Annotated in this window: 18 protein-coding genes and 1 tRNA gene; 9 read left to right on the top strand and 10 right to left on the bottom strand. The window is 41.7% G+C overall.

Features of this window, described 5'->3' with window-relative positions; translation table 11 throughout:
• Window positions 1-28 precede the first annotated feature (28 nt).
• The 3 genes from DW182_RS03845 to DW182_RS03835 form a co-directional block, all read right to left on the bottom strand.
• Window positions 29-1,174: a T9SS type A sorting domain-containing protein gene (locus tag DW182_RS03845; RefSeq protein ID WP_118294727.1), complete on the bottom strand. Its 1,146-nt coding sequence runs from the start codon at window positions 1,172-1,174 to the stop codon at window positions 29-31.
• Between the two features lie 160 nt (window positions 1,175-1,334).
• Window positions 1,335-2,774, bottom strand: a complete 1,440-nt coding sequence (locus DW182_RS03840; protein WP_118294726.1) for a tagaturonate reductase — start codon at window positions 2,772-2,774, stop codon at window positions 1,335-1,337.
• A 39-nt stretch (window positions 2,775-2,813) separates the two neighbouring features.
• A complete protein-coding gene (locus DW182_RS03835; RefSeq protein ID WP_117706379.1) occupies window positions 2,814-3,875 on the bottom strand; it encodes a substrate-binding domain-containing protein in 1,062 nt (353 codons plus the stop codon).
• A gap of 237 nt (window positions 3,876-4,112) precedes the next feature.
• On the opposite strand from DW182_RS03835, the gene uxaC reads away from it, so the two are divergent.
• Window positions 4,113-5,519, top strand: coding sequence for a glucuronate isomerase (uxaC, locus tag DW182_RS03830; RefSeq protein ID WP_118294725.1), 1,407 nt, complete (start codon window positions 4,113-4,115; stop codon window positions 5,517-5,519).
• 165 nt (window positions 5,520-5,684) lie between these two features.
• Here the strand turns inward: uxaC and DW182_RS03825 are convergent, their stop codons facing one another.
• Window positions 5,685-6,086 (bottom strand): BT0820 family HAD-type phosphatase, encoded by a 402-nt coding sequence (locus tag DW182_RS03825; RefSeq protein WP_117706383.1) that lies wholly within the window; start codon window positions 6,084-6,086, stop codon window positions 5,685-5,687.
• Between the two features lie 159 nt (window positions 6,087-6,245).
• On the opposite strand from DW182_RS03825, the gene DW182_RS03820 reads away from it, so the two are divergent.
• From DW182_RS03820 to DW182_RS03805, 4 genes are all read left to right on the top strand, one after another.
• A complete protein-coding gene (locus DW182_RS03820; RefSeq protein WP_118294724.1) occupies window positions 6,246-7,634 on the top strand; it encodes an MFS transporter in 1,389 nt (462 codons plus the stop codon).
• A gap of 77 nt (window positions 7,635-7,711) precedes the next feature.
• Complete coding sequence (locus tag DW182_RS03815) at window positions 7,712-8,515, top strand: MBL fold metallo-hydrolase (RefSeq protein ID WP_118294723.1); 804 nt, start codon at window positions 7,712-7,714, stop codon at window positions 8,513-8,515.
• Window positions 8,516-8,606: 91 nt separating this feature from the next.
• A tRNA-Lys gene (locus DW182_RS03810) sits at window positions 8,607-8,679 on the top strand.
• A 69-nt stretch (window positions 8,680-8,748) separates the two neighbouring features.
• Window positions 8,749-9,996: an MFS transporter gene (locus DW182_RS03805; protein ID WP_118294722.1), complete on the top strand. Its 1,248-nt coding sequence runs from the start codon at window positions 8,749-8,751 to the stop codon at window positions 9,994-9,996.
• Window positions 9,997-10,051: 55 nt separating this feature from the next.
• Here DW182_RS03805 and DW182_RS03800 read toward each other — a convergent pair whose 3' ends face one another.
• Both DW182_RS03800 and DW182_RS03795 read right to left on the bottom strand, forming a co-directional pair.
• On the bottom strand, window positions 10,052-11,758 hold the full coding sequence (locus tag DW182_RS03800) for a phosphoethanolamine transferase (RefSeq protein ID WP_118294721.1): 1,707 nt from the start codon (window positions 11,756-11,758) through the stop codon (window positions 10,052-10,054).
• A complete protein-coding gene (locus DW182_RS03795; protein WP_181996159.1) occupies window positions 11,745-12,932 on the bottom strand; it encodes a BamA/TamA family outer membrane protein in 1,188 nt (395 codons plus the stop codon). The genes DW182_RS03800 and DW182_RS03795 overlap by 14 nt, the downstream gene beginning before the upstream one ends.
• A gap of 180 nt (window positions 12,933-13,112) precedes the next feature.
• Here DW182_RS03795 and DW182_RS03790 point away from each other — a divergent pair, with 180 nt between their 5' ends.
• The 3 genes from DW182_RS03790 to DW182_RS03780 all read left to right on the top strand — a co-directional run bounded on the left by DW182_RS03790 (window position 13,113) and on the right by DW182_RS03780 (window position 15,582).
• Entirely contained in the window at window positions 13,113-14,405 is a 1,293-nt protein-coding gene (locus tag DW182_RS03790) for an NAD(P)/FAD-dependent oxidoreductase (protein WP_117706394.1), read from the top strand.
• A gap of 48 nt (window positions 14,406-14,453) precedes the next feature.
• Window positions 14,454-14,888, top strand: a complete 435-nt coding sequence (locus tag DW182_RS03785) for a DoxX family protein (RefSeq protein WP_117706396.1) — start codon at window positions 14,454-14,456, stop codon at window positions 14,886-14,888.
• Window positions 14,889-15,027: 139 nt separating this feature from the next.
• On the top strand, window positions 15,028-15,582 hold the full coding sequence (locus DW182_RS03780) for a DUF3332 domain-containing protein (protein WP_118294719.1): 555 nt from the start codon (window positions 15,028-15,030) through the stop codon (window positions 15,580-15,582).
• 75 nt (window positions 15,583-15,657) lie between these two features.
• On the opposite strand, the gene DW182_RS03775 is transcribed toward DW182_RS03780, so the two are convergent.
• Window positions 15,658-17,961: a BamA/TamA family outer membrane protein gene (locus DW182_RS03775; RefSeq protein WP_118294718.1), complete on the bottom strand. Its 2,304-nt coding sequence runs from the start codon at window positions 17,959-17,961 to the stop codon at window positions 15,658-15,660.
• 145 nt (window positions 17,962-18,106) lie between these two features.
• Here DW182_RS03775 and DW182_RS03770 point away from each other — a divergent pair, with 145 nt between their 5' ends.
• A complete protein-coding gene (locus DW182_RS03770) occupies window positions 18,107-18,868 on the top strand; it encodes an RNA methyltransferase (protein WP_117706401.1) in 762 nt (253 codons plus the stop codon).
• Here DW182_RS03770 and DW182_RS03765 read toward each other — a convergent pair.
• Genes DW182_RS03765 through DW182_RS03755 form a run of 3 tightly spaced genes read right to left on the bottom strand, consistent with a single transcriptional unit; the run spans window position 18,819 to window position 20,823 of the window.
• Window positions 18,819-19,163 carry a hypothetical protein gene (locus DW182_RS03765; protein WP_182424488.1) on the bottom strand — a complete coding sequence of 115 codons (345 nt, stop codon included), beginning with the start codon at window positions 19,161-19,163 and terminating at the stop codon, window positions 18,819-18,821. The two genes, DW182_RS03770 and DW182_RS03765, sit on opposite strands and share 50 nt — an antisense overlap.
• Before the next feature lie 2 nt (window positions 19,164-19,165).
• Window positions 19,166-20,152 carry a DUF4296 domain-containing protein gene (locus DW182_RS03760; protein WP_117706405.1) on the bottom strand — a complete coding sequence of 329 codons (987 nt, stop codon included), beginning with the start codon at window positions 20,150-20,152 and terminating at the stop codon, window positions 19,166-19,168.
• Window positions 20,149-20,823, bottom strand: coding sequence for a lipoprotein signal peptidase (locus tag DW182_RS03755; RefSeq protein WP_007214115.1), 675 nt, complete (start codon window positions 20,821-20,823; stop codon window positions 20,149-20,151). Before DW182_RS03755 ends, DW182_RS03760 begins: the two co-directional genes overlap by 4 nt.
• Between the last annotated feature and the right edge of the window lies 1 nt (window position 20,824).

The raw sequence follows: 20,824 nt of genomic DNA, 5'->3' as shown, positions 1-20,824 counted from the left end.
AACTATTGTCTTTAATGATAATTCATAATTATTTCTTTATGACCTTCTCACCATATTTTTTATTTCCTACAACTATCTGTAATATATACTTTCCCTTAGGATAGTCACCTATTTTAATAATTTCATTATAAACTCCCGAAGATTGGTTATACTTCTGAATGGCAGAAAGTTGTTCCCCCTGTATGTTATAAAGAATAATCGAAATGTGACTTGATTCTTTTAATTCATAATAAACCTGTAGATCATTATTATATACTTGAATCTGATAATCAATTAGGATATTGGGGGTATCTTTATTATCTCGTTCTTCTTTCCAGTCTTTTCCTTGTTGTTTGATTTCTCTTTGTCTTTGGTTTTCTGCATCATATGGCAAATCATAATATTGTTCACTAGGCATATAGGCAAAAGAAGTACTAAAATGCTCATAAGGAGTCCCTAGTTTGTATATGGTACTCTTTATTGTCTCAAATATAGGATAGCGATATCCACTAGCATACCAGCGCCATATTTCCATTTCTATATGAACGGAATCATTGGCAATTAGATAGTCTATACTATCTTTATTGATAGTGAAAGGGATAGTATCTATGTATGACGAATTATCTAATTTTTTTTGAGGTTGCGTTTGTTGATGGATATACTTGTGGGTATAAGTACGTAATACATTTTGTATCGTATCTCCGTCCGGCAATATCAATTTTCCAGAAGCGTCTGCTGTTATTGTCGTTTTGCCACGTAAATGTATATTTAAGTAATTGCAATAATTTCCTTTACCTTCAAAATAATCATAGACGGTATATCCTTGAGAGATAGGAAAGGTAAGCAATAATTCAGGCTTTTGATAAATAATAAAAGTTGTTGGATTTTCATATCCAATACAAAAGAGGGAGTCGCCGGATTTTTGATAGTAATACATTGTACGGTGTTCTGTAGCAATAATTGTATCATTACCCTGAGCTTCATACTTTAATTCATAATTCGCATCTTGGAGTTTAATATCTGTGAAATCCCAGACTTGTTGACTACCACCTTTATTGGGTTGAATAGTGGTTATCTGACATTTCATTAGTTTGTCTCCTGAGCGAGGGAGATTATAAGATGTGTTCAAGGTTTGACTATAAACACATAAAGGGAATAAGAACCCCACGAGAACAGTACATAGTATCTTTCCCATAGTAGTCTGATTTTAAGAATTAACGCTTTAAATATACCAAAAGGGAATGACAAAAAGAATTTATCGGAACAAGAAATACATAGTTATGTTTCTTAACATAAAAAAAGTAGGGCGAAGCCGCTGCTCCACCCTACTTCCTTTACGATACTTAATAGATTAATTAAAGGATACCCTTTACTGTTTCCAACATTCCTTTTTCCTGAATAGAATCCAGATTAGCTTTTACAGCAGCGGTAAGTCCCGAGATATTATTTAAATCTTCGCCCCAAATAGAAGTTGCAGCAAGTACGCCTTCGGCTACTTTCTGAGTATCATCTGTTGCCCACAGGTCTTTCAGCAATTGCATGATTTCCGGAGCATCGTTCGGGGTGATCTCAGCACCGTCTTCACGAACACCACCTTTATAATATGTGATGATAGCGGCCAAACCGAGAACCAGCCCCTTAGGCAATTCACCTTTGCGTTGCAGATAAGTCTTCAAACCAGGCAGGTCACGAGTTTCATATTTCGGGAAGGAGTTCAGCATAATGCTGGTAACGGCATGGTCAACAAACGGATTGTTGAAACGCTCCAATACATCTTCTGCAAACTTCTTCAGCTCATCTTTCGGCAAGTTTAATGTTTCCATCAATTCATTAAACATTACCTTATTGATGTACTGACCAATAACCGGATGTTGACAAGCATCACGCACAATGTTTACGCCCGACAAGTAAGCTACCGGAGAAAGAACAGTGTGAGGACCATTCAGCAACGTTACTTTTCTTTCGTGATACGGTGCTTCAGAAGGAACGAATAATACATTCAGACCAGCCTTGTCAGCAGGGAATTCTTTGGCAATCTCCTGCGGAGCTTCGATGACCCAAAGGTGGAAAATTTCAGCTTGTACCACCAAATTATCGTCATACTGTAATTTTTCCTTGATTGCTGCAATATCCTTGCGCGGGAATCCCGGAACAATACGGTCAACAAGCGTAGCGTATACACCACATGCTTCTTCAAACCAGGTCTTGAATTCATCACCCAATTGCCATAATTCGATATATTGGTAGATGGTTTCCTTCAGTTTGTGCCCGTTCAGGAATATGAGTTCGCAAGGGAAGATAATCAGACCTTTGCTCTTGTCACCGTTAAATGTCTTGAAACGATGATACAGTAGTTGAGTCAGTTTGCCCGGATAAGAAGAAGCCGGAGCGTCAGTCAGTTTGCAGGAAGGATCGAAAGCGATACCGGCTTCCGTAGTGTTAGAGATTACAAAACGCATTTCCGGTTGCTCGGCCAACTTCATGAATTCATCGTTCTGAGTGTAAGGATTCAGTGCACGGCTGATAACGTCGATCATGGTCAGACTGTTGACAGTCTCTCCTTTGTCCAAACCTTGCAGGTTTACGTGATAAAGATCATCCTGTGCATTCAGCATGTCTACCATACCTTTCTCGATGGGTTGGACTACTACAACACTACTATTGAAGTCAGCCTTTTCGTTCATGTTATAGATGATCCAGTCGATAAATGCACGTAAGAAGTTTCCTTCACCGAATTGAATGATACGTTCCGGGCGCTGAGCCTTGGGAGCGGTCTGCTTGTTTAATGCTTTCATGCTTAAAAATCGTTTTTAAAGTGATTGATATTATGATGTTTATTCAAATTCAAAATAGAAATTGATGTTTTCTTTCATCAGGATGTCGATAGGCATATACTTTACACCGGTCACCGGACGCTTGAATACGACATGGTCGCACAGAGCTTTTACACCACAGTATCCTTGCAGTCCCGGGCGTTGTCCAATGAGATAATTTACTTCGCCGGATTTCAGGTACTCCACATTTTTGGGCAGAAGGTCGTATCCAACTAATCCTTCCAAATGGTGTCTTGTTTCCTGTAGATATCCTGCTACCTGGTAGACACGTGAGTTAAAAACGGCTCCTAACACTGCCTTGGGATGTGCGGCAAAAAAATCTTCCAATGTTCGGCGGTTGGCTTCATCGTCCTCTTTATTCAGTACTACATCGTGAACCACCAGATTCTCATGTTCCTGTGCAATAAAATTCATGAAACCATCCATGCGTCGTTGCATCTGTATTTCTGCCGGATTATTCTTTTTATTATTAAGAAATAGTATTAGCTCCTGTCCTTCCTTGTACTTGCGCATCAGGATTTTAGCAGCCATATACCCGCTTGTTTGGGAGTCTTGGCCGATGTAGCAGAGTGCATGGGTATCTTCTATATTAAAATCAATAAATGCGTAAGGTATCTTTTTCCCTTCCAGATAAGATGTCAGTGACATTGTCTCTTCACGGAAATTGGGGGCGATCAATACGGCATCCACTATTTCTTTGCGGAGTTTCGCGCAGGCTTTTTCATAAGAAAGCCGGTCGGCATGATGGTAGCACAAAAAGTCCATGCTTACATTAAAAGGACGCAACTCTTGTGCGGCACGGTTGATGCCTTCTGCGACGGAATGCCAATAGTCATGTTCCACATAATAAGGTATAATACACAGAACACGGTAACGCTTCTTGGCTGCCAGACCAATGGCAAACATATTAGGATGATAGTCTATCTCATCAAGCACTTTTTGAACCTTCTCCCTGCTGGCGGCAGAAACATCTCCCCGATTGTGCAACACGCGATCCACAGTTCCGGCAGAAACACCCGCCATGCGGGCAATGTCTTTAATGGTGTAGTTCTTGTTTTCCATATTCTTTGTCTCATTCGTTTTAAGGCACTAAAGGTTCAATGTCTAAAACTTAAATATTATAAATATTTGCGGCAAAGATACGAATTATTTTGTTTCTCCAAGTAAATTTTCTACTTTTGTGTTCGATAACGGTTAATAAAAGCAAAAACCAATATCTTGCCTATTAGCTTTACAATCAATACTATATAGGTATAAAAAAGAGAAAGTAATATTTTTATATACTTAAAACACAGTAGAATGAAAAAATTTATGGATGAAAACTTCCTGTTGCAGACAGAAACCGCACAGAAGTTGTATCATGAACATGCGGCCAAGATGCCGATTATCGATTATCACTGTCACTTAATCCCTAAAATGGTAGCAGACGACTATCAGTTTAAGTCATTGACTGAAATCTGGTTGGGCGGCGACCATTACAAATGGCGTGCTATGCGTACCAATGGTGTAGACGAACGTTTCTGCACAGGTAAGGATACTTCCGACTGGGAAAAATTTGAAAAGTGGGCTGAAACCGTTCCTTATACCTTCCGTAATCCTTTGTATCACTGGACACACCTGGAGTTGAAGACAGCATTCGGTATTGATAAAATCTTGAACCCGAAGACTGCCCATGAGATTTATGACGAGTGTAATGAGAAGCTGGCTCAACCGGAATACTCTGCTCGTGGCATGATGCGCCGTTATCATGTGGAAGCTGTTTGTACTACGGATGATCCTATTGATTCTCTGGAATATCATATTCAAACACGCGAAAGTGGTTTTGAAATCAAGATGTTACCGACATGGCGTCCTGACAAGGCAATGGCTGTAGAAATTCCTGCTGACTTCCGTGCATACGTTGAGAAACTGGCTGAAGTAAGCGGTGTTGCTATCTCTAATTTCGATGATATGGTAGTTGCCCTGCGCAAGCGTCATGACTTTTTTGCTGAACAAGGCTGTAAATTGTCTGACCACGGTATTGAAGAATTCTACGCAGAAGACTATACAGATGCTGAAATCAAAGTTATATTTAATAAGGTATATGGTGGAACGGAACTGACCAAGGAAGAAATCCTGAAATTCAAATCAGCTATGCTGGTTATCTTCGGTGAAATGGATTGGGAAAAAGGCTGGACACAACAATTCCACTATGGCGCTATCCGTAACAATAACAGCAAGATGTTCAAGTTACTTGGTGCTGATACTGGTTTCGATTCTATCGGTGAATTTACTACTGCTAAGGCAATGTCTAAATTCCTCGACCGCTTAAATTCTGAAGGTAAATTGACGAAGACTATTCTCTATAATCTTAATCCGTGCGCTAATGAAGTTATCGCCACTATGTTGGGTAACTTCCAGGATGGTACGATTCCGGGTAAGATACAGTTTGGTTCCGGCTGGTGGTTCCTCGATCAGAAGGACGGTATGGAGAAACAGATGAATGCTCTTTCCGTATTGGGTCTGTTGAGCCGTTTCGTAGGTATGTTGACGGACTCTCGTTCATTCCTCTCCTATCCGCGCCATGAATATTTCCGCCGTACATTGTGTAACCTTGTTGGCCGTGACATTGAAAATGGTGAAATTCCGGCTTCTGAAATGGGCCGTGTGAACCAGATGATTGAAGATATCAGCTACTATAACGCTAAGAATTTCTTCAAGTTCTAAAGTAATAACAGGAATGGAATTCATTCCGTCTTATAGATATAAAGAGTGCATCAATTAAGTTTGATGCACTCTTTATATCTATATATAGCTGAATCCATTTGTTATTAACAGGAATGAATTGGGTTATGGCTTATAAAAGAATTCGGGCGGCATTTTTTTAAACCACTATTTCTTCTTATCTTGATCCGTAGATATATTGCCTTGCGTATAGATATCCTGGAACGTTTTATGTTCTTTAATCATTTGATAGATAAGTCCCCAATCGGGCAATCCGCCCAGGTTACGGTCATCAATGAAAAGGTCCACTTTCAGTTTACGTGAGAATCCACAGTCCTGCTGTTTCTCTTCGGGATAATCACGATTGACAGCATAGAATTCCACTCCTCTTTCTTTGCACCAGGCAACAGCTTCTTCCAGAAGTTCACCTTCGCGCACACTCCATAAGATGAGCCTATGCTGATCTTGCTGCAACAGCTTTAAGGCGTCCGTTGCAAAAGGGATTTCTTTACCGATACGGGGATAGCGATGTTCTACTATAGTTCCGTCAAAATCAACTGCTATTGTCATAGTTTTATGCTGAATAATTACAGAACAAAGATACGAATCTTATTGAGAAAACAAAGCGTTCTCTCCCTTTTACAATATGCAAATATAAAAGATATTTGCATATAATTTCATAAAAATGTACTTTTGCGTTTAATTTTTCACTAACAACATAATATTAGGATGACTCAATCACCCAAAAATGTATCTAAAGGGTTCACTAAAGCCTTTTGGGTAAGCAACACGGTCGAACTGTTCGAACGTATGGCGTATTATGCCGTTTTTATCGTTCTCACCATTTATCTTTCTTCTATTTTAGGCTTCAACGACTTTGAAGCGAGTATGATTTCCGGTTTATTTTCCGGTGGTCTTTATCTTTTGCCTATCTTCACGGGTGCCTATGCCGATAAAATAGGTTTCCGGAAATCCATGATTGTTGCTTTTTCGCTGCTGTCTGTCGGATATCTGGGTTTAGGAATTCTCCCTACCCTGCTGGAAGCTGCCGGACTAGTGGAATATGGCAAAGCAGCCCGTTTCACCGGACTGCCGGATAGCGATAGTCGCTGGATGATCGTTCCTGTACTGTTTGTTATCATGGTGGGCGGATCGTTTATCAAATCTATCATTTCGGCTTCGGTAGCAAAAGAAACTACGGAGGTAAACCGCGCACGCGGTTATTCCATCTTTTATATGATGGTGAATATTGGTGCATTTACCGGAAAAACAGTGATTGACCCGTTGCGGAATGTTATTGGAGATCAGGCGTATATCTATATCAACTATTTCTCTGCTACGATGACCATATTGGCATTGCTTTCCGTTGTTCTGCTCTATAAATCTACCCATACGGCAGGCGAAGGAAAAAGTATGCGTGAAATCGGTCAGGGCTTCCTGCGCATCATTACGAACTGGCGTCTGCTGATTCTTATCCTGATTATAACGGGATTCTGGATGGTGCAGCAACAGTTATACGCTACAATGCCTAAATATGTAATCCGTATGGCGGGCGAAACTGCTAAGCCGGGTTGGATAGCCAATGTAAACCCGTTTGTGGTGGTTTGCTGCGTTAGTTTCGTGACGCGTTTGATGGCGAAACGTTCGGCCATTACTTCCATGAATATCGGTATGTTCCTTATCCCATTTTCGGCTCTGCTGATGGCATGCGGTAACCTGCTTGGAAATGACGTGATAAGCGGAATGAGCAATATCACATTAATGATGATAGCGGGTATCGTGATACAGGCTTTGGCAGAATGTTTTATTTCACCGCGTTATCTGGAGTACTTCTCCCTGCAAGCGCCTAAGGGTGAAGAAGGTATGTATCTCGGATTTAGCCATCTTCATTCCTTCCTCTCTTCCATCTTCGGTTTTGGTATCGCCGGAGTATTGTTGACAAAATACTGTCCCGATCCTGTCCTCTTTGAGACTCGTGAAGCATGGGAGGCTGCCAGCGCAAATGCGCATTATATCTGGTACTATTTCGCCGCTATCGGCCTGATATCTGCACTGACACTGTTAGTATTTGCCAAAATCACCCAATCCATCGACAAAAAGAAGAAAGCCAAGGTCTGAATATCTCATTTTTTTCTGTATATTTGCCGTCACTTTGCCATAAAAGTGGCGGCTTTTTCTAAATTGAGGAGAACATAATGAAAGTAAAATTTATAAGCCTTGCGAGCGGAAGTAGTGGCAACTGCTATTATATAGGCACTGAAAAATACGGAATACTTATTGACGCTGGTATAGCGGTACGTACTATTAAGAAATCATTGAAGGAGGTGGGTGTCGGCATGGAGACGATACGCGCGGTATTCGTTACACACGACCACGCAGACCATATCAAAGCTGTAGGCGGACTGGGTGAGAAACTGCACATCCCTGTCTACACAACTGCACGTATCCACGAAGGAATCAATAAAAGTTATTGCATGACGGAGAAGCTCCACTCTTCCGTCCATTATCTGGAGAAAGAAGAACCGATGGTACTGGAAGATTTTCACATTGAGTCTTTCGAAGTTCCCCACGACGGTACGGACAATGTGGGTTATTGCATTGAAATCGATGGAAAAGTATTCTCGTTCCTTACCGACCTTGGTGAAATCACCCCTACTGCTGCCAAGTTTATCCGTAAAGCGAATTACCTGATACTGGAAGCTAACTATGATGATGAGATGCTGCGTATGGGTACATATCCGCAATATTTAAAGGAGCGCATCACCAGCCGTACGGGACACATGAGCAATATTGCAACAGCCGAGTTTCTGGCGGAAAATATCACGGAAAACCTGAAATATATCTGGCTTTGCCACTTGAGCAAAGACAATAATCATCCGGAACTTGCTTACAAGACGGTGGAATGGAAATTAAAGAGTAAAGGTATATTGGTAGGTAAGGATGTGCAACTCTGTGCTTTAAAGCGTAGCACTCCCTCCGATCTGTACGAGTTTGATTAAAAAAAGCCGCATTCATCGAAAAAAGATTTCATTTTGCTTGGATGAATAAAATAAAAGGACTACTTTTGCACCCGCAAATAAGAAATACGATGCACTCTTAGCTCAGTTGGTAGAGCAACTGACTCTTAATCAGTGGGTCCAGGGTTCGAATCCCTGAGGGTGTACGAAGATAAGGTTCTGAAAACAATTGAGTTTCAGAACCTTTTTTAATCTCACCTTGTTTCACTCTCATCATGAATAATTGGAAGAAAAAATTTATCATAATATGGAGCGGGCAACTATATTATGATAAATTTTTTCTTCCAATTTCTATATTAAGTAGTTCCATCGCTCAGTTCTCTATCGTCTTATGGATTAGTCTCAAAACGGGTTCTGCGGAAGTTTTGTCCTTTGCCATGATCGCCGCCTTGTTGCCGCAAGCCTTGTTAGGGGCATTTGCAGGCGTATATGTGGATCGCTGGAACCGGAAATGGACTGTGATAGGTGCAGATAGTTTCGTTGCACTCTGTTCCGGTGTCATCGCTTTGTTATTTTACTTGGATGTAGTGGAATTGTGGCACATCTATATATTATTGGCGCTTCGTTCCATTGGTGGTTCGTTCCATTCACCGGCAATGAAATCATCTATTCCATTGCTGGCTCCGGAAAAGGAACTGACCCGTATTGCGGGAATTAACCAGGCTATCCAGTCTATTTGCAATATCGGTGGCCCTGCGTTGGGAGCGGTTCTGCTTCTGGCATTCGATATGAGTGTAGTCATGTTATTGGATGTGGCAGGCGCAATCATTGCCTGCACTTCCCTACTGTTTGTTTACATTCCGAATCCAAAGAAGGAAAATATCTCAGCTAAGAGTGTATTGAACGATATGCGCGACGGTTTCCATGTGATTATGCGCAACCGAGGAGTTAGTTGGGTGATGGTTACAGAAATCCTGATTACTTTCTTTGTGTTGCCGATAGTCGCCCTGATGCCGCTGATGACTTTGCATACTTTCTCCGGAACAGCTTATCAGATTAGTTTGATAGAAACACTTTTCGGGGCGGGTATGTTGGCTGGAGGGGCTTTATTGGGGATTTGGAATCCTAAGATTAGGAAGATACTGATGATTGCGTTCTCTTATGCGGTACTTGGTCTGGCATTGGCTATATGTGGTATGTTGCCCGGCAATGGGTATGTCTTTTTTGCCATACTGACAGTGGTACAAGGGCTTATCGTGCCATTTTTATCCGGTCCCTTTACCGCTCTATTGCAGACGCAGTTCAAACCGATTTATCTGGGACGTGTATTCTCGCTTTTCGACAGTATAAGTTTGTTCCCTTCTATCATCGGTTTGCTTGTCACAAGCTTTGTAGCCGACTCTTTGGGAATAGGCAACATATTTATATACTGTGGTTTTGCCATTGTGCTGACTGCAATTCTGATGATGTGTATTCCTTCTGTTAGAAATCTGGAGAAAGAGGAAATCAGGAAGAAAAAGTAAATGAAATGCCCCAAAAGTTAGATATAAAACTTTTGGGGGCATTTCATTTATAGTATTATTGCGCGTCTATACCTCTTTTTTTCAGCATCTCAAAGTCTTCTTTTCTCATTCCTATATCATCCAGTGGACGCGGTTCATTATGATCGTTCAGATAAACCCTCGATTTCTCTGTATAGAGAGGGCTGGTGACAGATAGACTGTCATTGCGGTACGGAGTTTCTATTCCGGCCAATTCCATCATGGTCTGGAAGAAAGAAATGCTGGAAGATATATTTTTCTGTCGGTTCATCGAAGCAGCTTTCTCTATCCCGGGATACTCTTCCCTATAACTGTCGGATGTCCACAGCAGGAGAGGTACGTGTAGCTGATAGTAGGACGGAACGGGGGATGCATGGAGAAACAGGTGTCGGCCATCGTCGAAGATATCTTCCCCATGGTCGGACGTGTAAAGCATACTAGCATCTACTTGCTGCTGCTTCAATAAGTGGATGATACGTGCCAGGAAATTATCCGTATACCGGATGGAATTGTCGTAGGCATTCATCAGGTTATCTTTGTATTTCACTTCTGCATCTACGGGGAAATCCGGTAAGAAGAAAGCAGCAGTTTCCGGATAACGTTCCCGGTAATTGAAGTGGGATCCATAGGTATGCAATACAATGAACTGTTTCCGATTTCCTTTCTCAAGTTCTTTTTCTACCAACATTAACAGTTCGTCATCCGAAGGATTGTATTGGGAATCCTGCGAATCTTCTTTGATAAAATCATAAGTATCCGCTTCCATTCCGAAGAAGTCGATGAAAGAATGATTATACCGCTGGTTTGAGAAGAAGGCTGTCTGGAAACCGGCTTCTTTGAAAGCGGTAATGACGCTTTTCCGATAATAAATGGAATCGAAATTCTGTGCAGAAACGGGAGAAAGCAGCATGGGTACACTCTTGTGCGTAGTATTCGATTCCGTCAGAACATGACAGAAAGAAGTCACTCCTTCTATTTTAGAAAGTTCAGGGTTCGTATCCCGATCATAGTCGTAAAGACTCCAGTTCAGGGCGCGGGATGTCTCGCCCACTACCATAATATAAATTTCGCGCCTGTCTTCCGGATGGGAAGGCTGGGCGTTAAAAGTAAAGTTCTCTGATGTGCGGTGATACGTCCTTGTTTGGGCATTACGCTGGAATGCGAGTGCTACATTATAACACACGTTGGCAGGATACAAATCCGATTTCAGCTCGTAACGTTTATCCAGTCCATAAGCGGCACCCAATGAGATAAAGCCGATGAGTAAGGCAATCCATGCCTTTTCCCGTTCCCGACGGATAAATTCCAAAGATAATTTCCGCTTCTTTATAATGGAGATTGCAGCCAGAATCAATGCTGGTATATAAAGAATAATCACACTCACTAATGCCGGAACAAGATTATCCAGCAACTCCATGGCTTCACTTGAATTAGTGGTTACCAGGTTCAGGAACATATCCACAGCAATAATGGACTGTCCGAAGAGATAAAGCAGTACTATCTGGAAAGCTCCGAAGAAGATGAATAGGAAAAGGATCCAGAACATCTTTCCACAGTCCCTTGACAAAGTCATTAATAGATAATAGAAAGCAAATGGCAACAGTACATTGCACACTTTTGCCACTATAGGCATCGGCTCTGTAAAACAGAGGATGATATTGGGTACTATCAGGATCAACAGGAACAGATAGAACAAATGCGCCTGATTTTCCAACCATTTCTTTATGTTCTTAAAAAGCTTCATTGATGTTGAATATAAATCCGGTCTGGCCTTTTCCAAACCCTAAATCTAACCTTACGTTTACTCTCTTTTTGAACTCCCACCGATAACCAAAACCATAATTAGGGAGAATATGTTTAACTTCGAAACCGGAGAATTTTGGAAACACGGTTCCCGCTCCTGCCCATATAGCCATGCCATTTCGTTTCCAGACGTGCTGACGAAGCTCTATCTGCGCATCCATGGCGCATTTATCACGGTAACGCCCTTCGTAATAACCACGCATGGAATAAGAACTTCCCAATGTTGCCATCAATCCCCAAGGTGGATCACCGTAATTCAGTAACGCATGGAATTGTCCTGCCAATATTCCCCCTTTCCATACAGGATGATAATAGCTGGTAGTCAGTTCTGTGCTGCTGAAAGCATATTTATTACCGAGGAATGCGGGACTGAATCGTTGGTCTATTCTCAGGTAATAGCCACTATAGGCATTTGTGAGGAAATCCCGTGAATCATAGAGTAATGAGAATCCGAGGCTTATATTGGCAGTCCGTGCTTTCATTCCTTCCCAAAGTTCGGGCTTTTCAAAATCGTGGCCGTAGACATAATCAAAGACAGCCATCGGACCGATATAGAAGTTCCGCGCTACACGAGTCATGAAGTCTACCTTTACTTGTGCCTGGAAACGGTCGTAATCACTTTCATTATCGTCATTAGAACCGTTTTCATATCCTTTTCCCCAATACAAGCTGGGAAACGAATAGAAATAAAGATTGTAATTCAGACGGTATCTGTCTTGTGGAAAGAGATGATTTCCACGTACCCCCAACAAATAGAAACCTACCGTAGATACATCACCGTATAAAGATACATTAGATGGCGGAAGGATGGTATCATTCAGGTCTGTACGATATAATCCGGCGGCTACCAGACCGATGCCGAACTTGGTGTCACTGGAATAATGGGGTCCTCCGATAACGCTGAAGTCAAACTTCTTGTTTTTTTTCTCTTTGTTGGCATCATTAAAATAGTCCAGGAATTTCTTGAAAAAACTTTTCTTTTGTGGTAAAGTGTCAGTTACGGATACAGAAGATTCGACTGAAACATCTGCTCCTGTGGGGCCTTGTGCCCATATATCGGTGGCTATTAGTAATAACAGCACCGGTAGTACCCATTTCGTTAGTTTAGCGTCCATGATTATACCTGTAGAAAACTACGTCGGCAAATTTAGTTTTATTTTAATCATATAACAACAATTTTGTGAAATGTTTTGTTCAAACTTCTTCCATTAAGAAAAAAGGAGGAAGAAATAAGAATTTCAGAACTTTATTCCCGTTTTAACGTTATTCTTTTAGAACGAATAACGAACTTCATTATGAAAACAAAAATGGATATTCCCGATAAAGAGGGACGAAAACGACTTGTGATTGTGGGTGGTGGCTTCGGTGGATTGAAGTTGGCACGCAAATTGAAAAGCGATAAATTCCAGATAGTGTTATTGGACAAGAATAATCATCATATTTTCCAACCCCTACTCTATCAGGTAGCAACCGCCGGTATTGAACCGAGTGCAATTTCTTTTCCTTATCGCAAGATATTTAAAAAGAGAAAACATTTCCATATACGTATTTGTGAGGCGCAACGGGTAATTCCCGGAGATCATATTCTGGAGACTTCCATCGGAGCTCTTTCATACGATTATCTGGTTGTCTCTACCGGATGCCGTACCAACTATTTTGGTAACGATGGGCTGTCTCAACGGACGATGGCCCTGAAGAATACTGCAGAAGCTTTGTTTAATCGTAACCAGATACTGGAAAGTTTTGAAAAGGCACAGAATACCAGTAATCTGGAGAAGAGAAAACACCTCATGACATTTGTCATTGTGGGTGGCGGTGCTACAGGTATAGAGCTTTCCGGTGCATTGGCGGAAATGAAAAAATTTGTACTTCCGCAGGATTATCCCGATCTTGATATGACCCTGATGCGTATTATTCTTGTGGATGGTGCTCCCCGCCTACTCTCTGCTTTCTCTGAAAAATCTTCAGAAGAAGTGGCAAATTACTTGTTAAAACGTGATGTGGAAATCAGAACTAATGTACAGGTAACGAATTATGAGAATGGAACGATGACACTGAGCGACAACAGTACCCTAGAAACAACAAATGTCTTTTGGGTTGCAGGTGTACGCGCCAACAGTATAGAGGGACTTGCAAAAGAGGCTTATGGTCCCGGTAATCGCCTCCTTGTAAACCTCTACAACTGTGTTCAGGGCTATACTAATATTTTTGCTATCGGTGATACTGCGCTTATGACTTCCAAGGAATACCCAAAAGGACATCCGCAAGTAGTTCAACCAGCCATTCAGCAAGCGCGTAATCTGATCCAGAATCTGGATAGAAAGGAACGGGGACTTGAGATGCAACCCTTTGTTTATCATAATAAAGGTTCCATGGCTACCATAGGACGCAATCATGCAGTTGTGGAACTGAAAAAACTTCGTTTCGGTGGTTTCCCCGCGTGGGCAGTATGGCTATTCATCCACTTAATGAGTATTGTCGGTGTAAAGAACCGTCTGTTTATCTTTGTAGACTGGATGTGGAGTTACTTTACATACGATCCTTCTTTAAGGGTTATTATTAGACCTTTGCGAAGAGATAAACCATAATGCCTTATTTTTCGTTATATTAAATATAAATGTTTAAAACAGACGACTATGCTTTACAAATTTTTATTCCCGTCTAAACCGGATGGAGCAGCAATATCTGCAATATTATTAATAGTGAGAATTATATTCGGTGTGTTATTAATGAACCATGGCATCGAGAAGTGGTCTAATTATCAGGAGTTATCCACTGTATTTCCTGATCCGCTGGGTGTGGGCAGTCCTCTTTCCTTGGGATTAGCCATATTCGGTGAATTGGCTTGTTCCATGGCATTTATCATTGGTTTCCTTTACCGTCTGGCAATGCTGCCGATGATATTTACAATGGGGATGGCATTCTTTGTCATTCACGGAAGCGATCCGTTTGCGGTCAAAGAACTGGCTTTCATATATCTGGTGGTATACGTGCTGATGTATATTATCGGTCCCGGAAAGTTTGCCGTAGACCACTGGCTGGGTAAGGCTTTGACTCCCCAAAAAGTTTAATTTTGCGGGGGCTGTTTAACTGAAAATTTGTTTTTGTCTCTTATTTAAGTGTATTTTTCATAAAAAGCACTTATATTTGCCCAGAGAAAAAGAGCAAAGAGTTAAATCAATAAACTCAGTAAAACAAAAGAAAGTAATTATGAAAAAGAGTAATTTGAATTTGGCTGCAACTGTGATGATTTGTGGCGCGTTTCTTTTCAGTTCTTGTATCGGTTCTTTCGGTCTGCACAGTAAATTGGTGAATTGGAACCAAAGTATTGGTACAAAGTTTGTTAATGAGCTTGTTTATCTGGCTTGTAACATTATCCCCGTATATCCTGTTTGCTATCTGGCAGATGCGTTGGTAATCAACTCCATTGAATTTTGGAGCGGTTCCAATCCGATGGCTAACGTGGGTGATGTGAAGAAAGTAAAAGGTGAAAACGGAAACTATCTCGTAAAAACATTGGAGAACGGTTACTCTATCACAAAAGAAGGTGAAACCACTACCATGGAGCTGGTTTACGACAAAGAACTGAACACTTGGAATGTAGTTGCAGAAGGTGTTAGCACTGAATTGCTGCAAATGAACGGTGACGGTACTGCACAGATGTACCTGCCGAATGGTGAAGCAATGAATGTGACATTAGATGCACAAGGCATAGCTGCTGCTCGTCAGGCAACGATGATCAACACTTATTACGCTGCACGCTAATTAAGAAAAGAATTTGAATATGCGGGCGGATGAGTAATCATTCGCCCGTTGCTTTTTATACCTCTTCAGATCTTTTTAGAATGGATAGCCTACTGCAAAGTGGAAGGCAAAGTCACGTCCGAAGTCAGGACGCAAAATGGGATAACGGTCCTTTCCCTTTTCTGGATTAATAGCCTTCATACCACCATCAAAGCGAAGTACAAAGAAATCCAGATCCAGACGCAATCCCACACCGTAAGCTACGGCTATTTGCTTATAAAATTGATCGAATTTGAATTTCCCTCCTGGCTGATCCTGATATTCGCGAATCGTCCAGATATTTCCCGCATCTACAAACATAGCACCTCTGAACTTCCAGAATAAACGTGTACGGTATTCTATACTAGCATCCAGCTTGATGTCACCCGACTGATTCATGAAGTTGCCTTTTTCATCGGAGAAAGTACCAGGACCGAGGCTACGTACCGACCATCCGCGTACACTGTTTGCTCCACCCGAGAAATAACGTTTCTCGAAAGGAATCATCCGTGCGTTTCCGTAAGGAATAGCAATACCTCCCCCAATATGAAATGCAATAGAGTTACGGTTATCGATGACGATGTTTTTGGCAAAATCCAGGTCACCTTTTATATATTGTGCATACGGAATATTCAAGATGGTATATTCGTCCTGATCATTCTTTTTTAAATTGCTCATTTTAGAAAGCACATACAGGAGATTCCCCGCAGACTCAAAGTTGAAACGTATACTGTAGGAATTACCAATCACTGCATTGTTCATCAAAGCTTGTCCTGCGCTGTTATAGGTATAGCTGTATCCGGTACGGACAATCAAACGGTCTTTATAGTTATACTCCAACAGATAGTTCTTCTCATCATTCAGGAAATTGTTCTTAAACTCGGGTTCTATCCACGGCATATACAAATAGTTAATGTCCAGCAAGTCTATACGATGCTGCGAACGTTGTCTCTGCAAACCCCATTTATAACTCCATGAACCAGATGCAACGATGCGTGTAAACTCGGGACGCATCTGATAATTATATTGCAGTCCGAATTCCGTAGTTGCTCTTATCCTCCGCTTGAAATCATTGGATATGAACGGAAACATGAAGCGGGGAAAGTTTATACTGGTTTCCACGCCAAGTTCCGTATAGTTGTCATTCTTATACCCTAAGCCGGAAACTGCTTCATAGGCTCCGCGAAGCTTAACCAGAAAAGTTTCGGAACCTCTGAATACATTGCGATTTTGAAAAGATACAGATGCTGCGGCACCCAAATCACCGGCAGAGTTCGTTCCTTCCAGTTCGAAAGATACAGACTGATGCTTGTTCTTCGTTAGCATTACATAGGCATTCAGCTTTGCGCTATCACCTACCTGTGTTTCGAAGAAACGTACATTGGTATATTTCAATACTGGCAGGCGTCCAAAATTGGAATAGGTACGCTGCACATCCTGTTCATTGTAAAGATCTCCCGGGGTTATCCGCAGATTATCCGTCAATACTTTAGGACGCAGGTATAATTTATCCTTATAATATATGGGAACCCCTTTATAGTGTATCGAATCATTGATTTCCACACTACTGAGAGCTGAAGATTGCAGTACGTCATAGTCCGCAATGAAATTCACTTTATTAATCGTATATTGTGGATGATCCTGCAATTCAGCACCGGAATGCTGTCTGTACCGTGCCAGATGCAAGGTCAGATCCACCTGATAAGTGCCACGTACCGTATCCGCCGTATAAGAAATATAATCTTTATTGAATTTATAATAACCGTTGCGAAGCAGGTTACCCGTGATTCGCTGGCGTTCACTATCCAGTATGTTGGCATTGAAGTACATACCTTCGGATAAATAGGTCGATCCTGAATCTTTCTGCATATATTCCCAGATCTTTTCATCCTGAACGTCATATTTCAGGCTACGGACAATATACGGCTCGCCGGTGTTTACTTTATAAGCCAGTTTTACCTTTTTCTTTTTGATTTTGGGAATGTACTCTACGGTAGCACCCATGTACCCCATATTCTGAACGGCTTTCGTCATTTCCTTCAGGGAACGTTCGGTTTCTTCCTTACTATAGATAACGGGGGCATCTCCCAGCCTGCGTAAGGCCCGGTTCACCCAGCAGGTAGAATCACGTCCCGACCAGTTGTAAACATACAGCTGGGTTTTAATCAGACTAAACCATTTGGAGTTCGGATTTTGCCGTACATATATGGATAAATTAGAAGGCTTCACGTTCTTGTTATCAGTATGTATGCGCACTTCATCCAGCAAGTATGAACCATCCGGCACATATTTAGTGGTCGAGCAGGAAGCTAATGTAAGTATGGCAGCAGTAAGTAGTGCGTAGTGGAAGCCTTTCTTCATACCAGAATTAATAAATTGCGCATAATTGACTACAAATATAAATCTATTTTTTCTTTTCCGAAATAAAAAACCGGATGAAGTGTGTTCCGTTTTTTGATTATATAGAAATAATCACGTACTTTTGCCAAACGATAACATTTAAGCTATGGCACTGAGCAAAAACCGCATCAAATATATCCACTCGTTGGAGCTGAAGAAGAATCGTAAAACAGAAAAAGTCTTTCTGGCAGAAGGTCCTAAACTGGTAGGCGATTTGTTAGGACATTTTCCCTGTCGCTTTCTGGCAGCTACGCCCGAATGGTTATCGCAACATCCCAAACTTCCGGTAGAAGATGTTTCGGAAGTGTCCGATGAAGACCTTTCCCGTGCCAGCTTATTGAAAACTCCCCAGCAAGTACTTGCCGTATTCGAGCAGCCGGAATATGAAACGGATACTTCCGTCATCAGCCATTCGCTTTGTCTGGCACTGGACGACGTACAAGATCCGGGAAATCTGGGCACTATCATTCGCCTGGCAGACTGGTTTGGAATAGAGCATATCTTCTGTTCCCCGAACACCGTAGATGTATATAATCCAAAGACGGTTCAAGCCACCATGGGAGGCATTGCCCGTGTGAAACTGCACTATACTCCCCTGCCCGACCTCATTCAAAGCCTGAAGGATATACCTGTTTACGGCACTTTCCTCGATGGAGAAAATATGTACACACAGAAATTATCATCTAACGGATTGATTGTGATGGGTAATGAAGGCAACGGAATCGGGAAAGAAGTGGAGCAACTCATTAACCGCAAACTTTATATTCCCAATTATCCCGCCGAGAGGGAAACGTCCGAGTCACTGAATGTGGCAATTGCTACCGCAGTGGTCTGTGCTGAGTTCCGCCGACAGGCTGCATCGTTGTAAAATCGAAAGGATAAAATAGATAAGCACTTATTCCGGAAGGAAACGTTTCTTGACAGAAAACTTCCGGAAGTTCCTCTAATACTTCACTTGATTTCTGAAATATACCGGAGTACCCTTCGGAAATATCTTCTTCATTATTCAATAAAACAATGACTCCGGGAAACCATTCCACTCCTTCAATCTCTTCTGTCAAAGGAAAGACGGACACGACTCGTCCTTCTTCCACCCCTACCACATATTGTTTGAGATAACCATATCCGGGCAGAAAAATAAAATGTGAAGCGAATCGTTTGATCATCAGGGCTTATCTTTACGGATTTGAAGGCGTTCCGGCTTGTCCACCTTCTTCAGTGTGGGTTCTGAAGACGGACGAGGACGGGCAGCATCACGCCTGCGCGGATTGTCGTTTATCTTCTCTTCCACAGGTTTGAGTTCCTCCTTCTTGAGTTCCTGAGGTTCTATTTTCTCAGTCTGAACAGAATCTTTCTGAATAGAATCATTCTTAGCAAATGACAGCGTATCCGTAGCATGATAACGCATCAGCGAAATGCGGTCGGTCAACAATGTACGGGTAGCTTGTGCTGTGGGATAATAGATATATCCACGTATCTCACGGATTTCTCCCAGCGTATCGGCAAAGAGGGAAACTGTTTCCATACCCGATTTGTATACTTTCTGAATATCGCTGATGATGCTGTCCTTATAGACAATCTGCATAGCCATGACAGGAGCATATAGGGAATCAGGCGCACCGTTATGGAAGCGGAAACGTACGTTCCATCGCAAAGTATCGCGGTCTTTAAAGTTAGTATCTGAGGGTAAGACGAAAGTTATCTTGTTGTCCATCGGCATACCTGTCAGCTGATAGATACGTTGCCATACCCATACATCAATACTATCACCCGGAAGACTTTCCTTCGGCTTATTGTCACGTATAGCGATTAAATTATTGACAACATCCCGCTCCGCTTTCAGTCTTGCGTTTACTTTCTCATAAATCTTGGTGAGTACTTCCGGATTACGCGTGAACCAAACCATTGAGGAATCAAATTCGGCTTGCGTAATTCCGTGCTTTTTAAACACCGATTCAATGTACAACACCCTTTTATAGCCATCGGTATAAGGGACTTCTTCCCCCATAGCCTTCGCTATATGGTAGTCATAAAGCACATTTTCCATCTTAGCATCCGATATGACCACCTTCGGTCTTTTCACCTGACAGGCTGTCAAACAAGATGCTAACAGGAATATGCTAAACCATTGAATTCGATGCAGACCTTTCATGATTTCTTTATTGCATGATAAGAGTCATTCAAATATTTGCTGTAAAATAATAACAGGGCAATAATACCACAACTGATAGCGGCATCGGCAAGATTAAATATCGGGCTGAAGAATATGAAATGATCCCCACCTACCAACGGCATCCATTGAGGCCAGTTCGTATCAATGATAGGGAAATAGAACATATCCACTACCTTTCCGTAAAACAAAGGAGCATATCCTCCGCCTTCCGGCAGGAATGAGGCTATCTGCGAATGCGTACTCTCATTGAACAACACACCGTAGAATACACTATCAATGATGTTACCCAACGCTCCCGTAAGAATCAGAGATACGCATACGATATAGCCTGTCTTCAAGCCCTGCTTGATTATTCTCGTTAAATACCACCCTATCGCTCCTACGGCAACAATACGGAACAAGGTAAGGAATAACTTACCGAATATCTCCATACCGAACGCCATACCGTTATTCTCGGTAAAGTAAATATAAAACCATGTAGGCGGTTCTGCATCTACCATGCCCAGCTTCTCATAAAGCCATTTTATGGCGTTTTCGCTCTGATGCCAATACATGTGAGTCTTGACATAGATCTTGATTATCTGGTCAGCAATCAATACCGAGAAAATAACGAGTAGCGCAATGCGGCCTTTCGTGAGGTATTTGTTCATC

This window comes from Bacteroides sp. AM16-24 (assembly GCF_003471885.1).
Lineage (GTDB): Bacteria > Bacteroidota > Bacteroidia > Bacteroidales > Bacteroidaceae > Bacteroides.
This window is presented reverse-complemented; position numbering and strand designations above follow the sequence as displayed.

Coding starts and splice junctions, on each gene's coding strand:
- DW182_RS03845 (WP_118294727.1), bottom strand. CDS start 1,174: ATGGGAAAGATACTATGTACTGTTCTCGTGGGGTTCTTATTCCCTTTA.
- DW182_RS03840 (WP_118294726.1), bottom strand. CDS start 2,774: ATGAAAGCATTAAACAAGCAGACCGCTCCCAAGGCTCAGCGCCCGGAA.
- DW182_RS03835 (WP_117706379.1), bottom strand. CDS start 3,875: ATGGAAAACAAGAACTACACCATTAAAGACATTGCCCGCATGGCGGGT.
- uxaC (WP_118294725.1), top strand. CDS start 4,113: ATGAAAAAATTTATGGATGAAAACTTCCTGTTGCAGACAGAAACCGCA.
- DW182_RS03825 (WP_117706383.1), bottom strand. CDS start 6,086: ATGACAATAGCAGTTGATTTTGACGGAACTATAGTAGAACATCGCTAT.
- DW182_RS03820 (WP_118294724.1), top strand. CDS start 6,246: ATGACTCAATCACCCAAAAATGTATCTAAAGGGTTCACTAAAGCCTTT.
- DW182_RS03815 (WP_118294723.1), top strand. CDS start 7,712: ATGAAAGTAAAATTTATAAGCCTTGCGAGCGGAAGTAGTGGCAACTGC.
- DW182_RS03805 (WP_118294722.1), top strand. CDS start 8,749: ATGAATAATTGGAAGAAAAAATTTATCATAATATGGAGCGGGCAACTA.
- DW182_RS03800 (WP_118294721.1), bottom strand. CDS start 11,758: ATGAAGCTTTTTAAGAACATAAAGAAATGGTTGGAAAATCAGGCGCAT.
- DW182_RS03795 (WP_181996159.1), bottom strand. CDS start 12,932: ATGGACGCTAAACTAACGAAATGGGTACTACCGGTGCTGTTATTACTA.
- DW182_RS03790 (WP_117706394.1), top strand. CDS start 13,113: ATGAAAACAAAAATGGATATTCCCGATAAAGAGGGACGAAAACGACTT.
- DW182_RS03785 (WP_117706396.1), top strand. CDS start 14,454: ATGCTTTACAAATTTTTATTCCCGTCTAAACCGGATGGAGCAGCAATA.
- DW182_RS03780 (WP_118294719.1), top strand. CDS start 15,028: ATGAAAAAGAGTAATTTGAATTTGGCTGCAACTGTGATGATTTGTGGC.
- DW182_RS03775 (WP_118294718.1), bottom strand. CDS start 17,961: ATGAAGAAAGGCTTCCACTACGCACTACTTACTGCTGCCATACTTACA.
- DW182_RS03770 (WP_117706401.1), top strand. CDS start 18,107: ATGGCACTGAGCAAAAACCGCATCAAATATATCCACTCGTTGGAGCTG.
- DW182_RS03760 (WP_117706405.1), bottom strand. CDS start 20,152: ATGAAAGGTCTGCATCGAATTCAATGGTTTAGCATATTCCTGTTAGCA.
- DW182_RS03755 (WP_007214115.1), bottom strand. CDS start 20,823: ATGAACAAATACCTCACGAAAGGCCGCATTGCGCTACTCGTTATTTTC.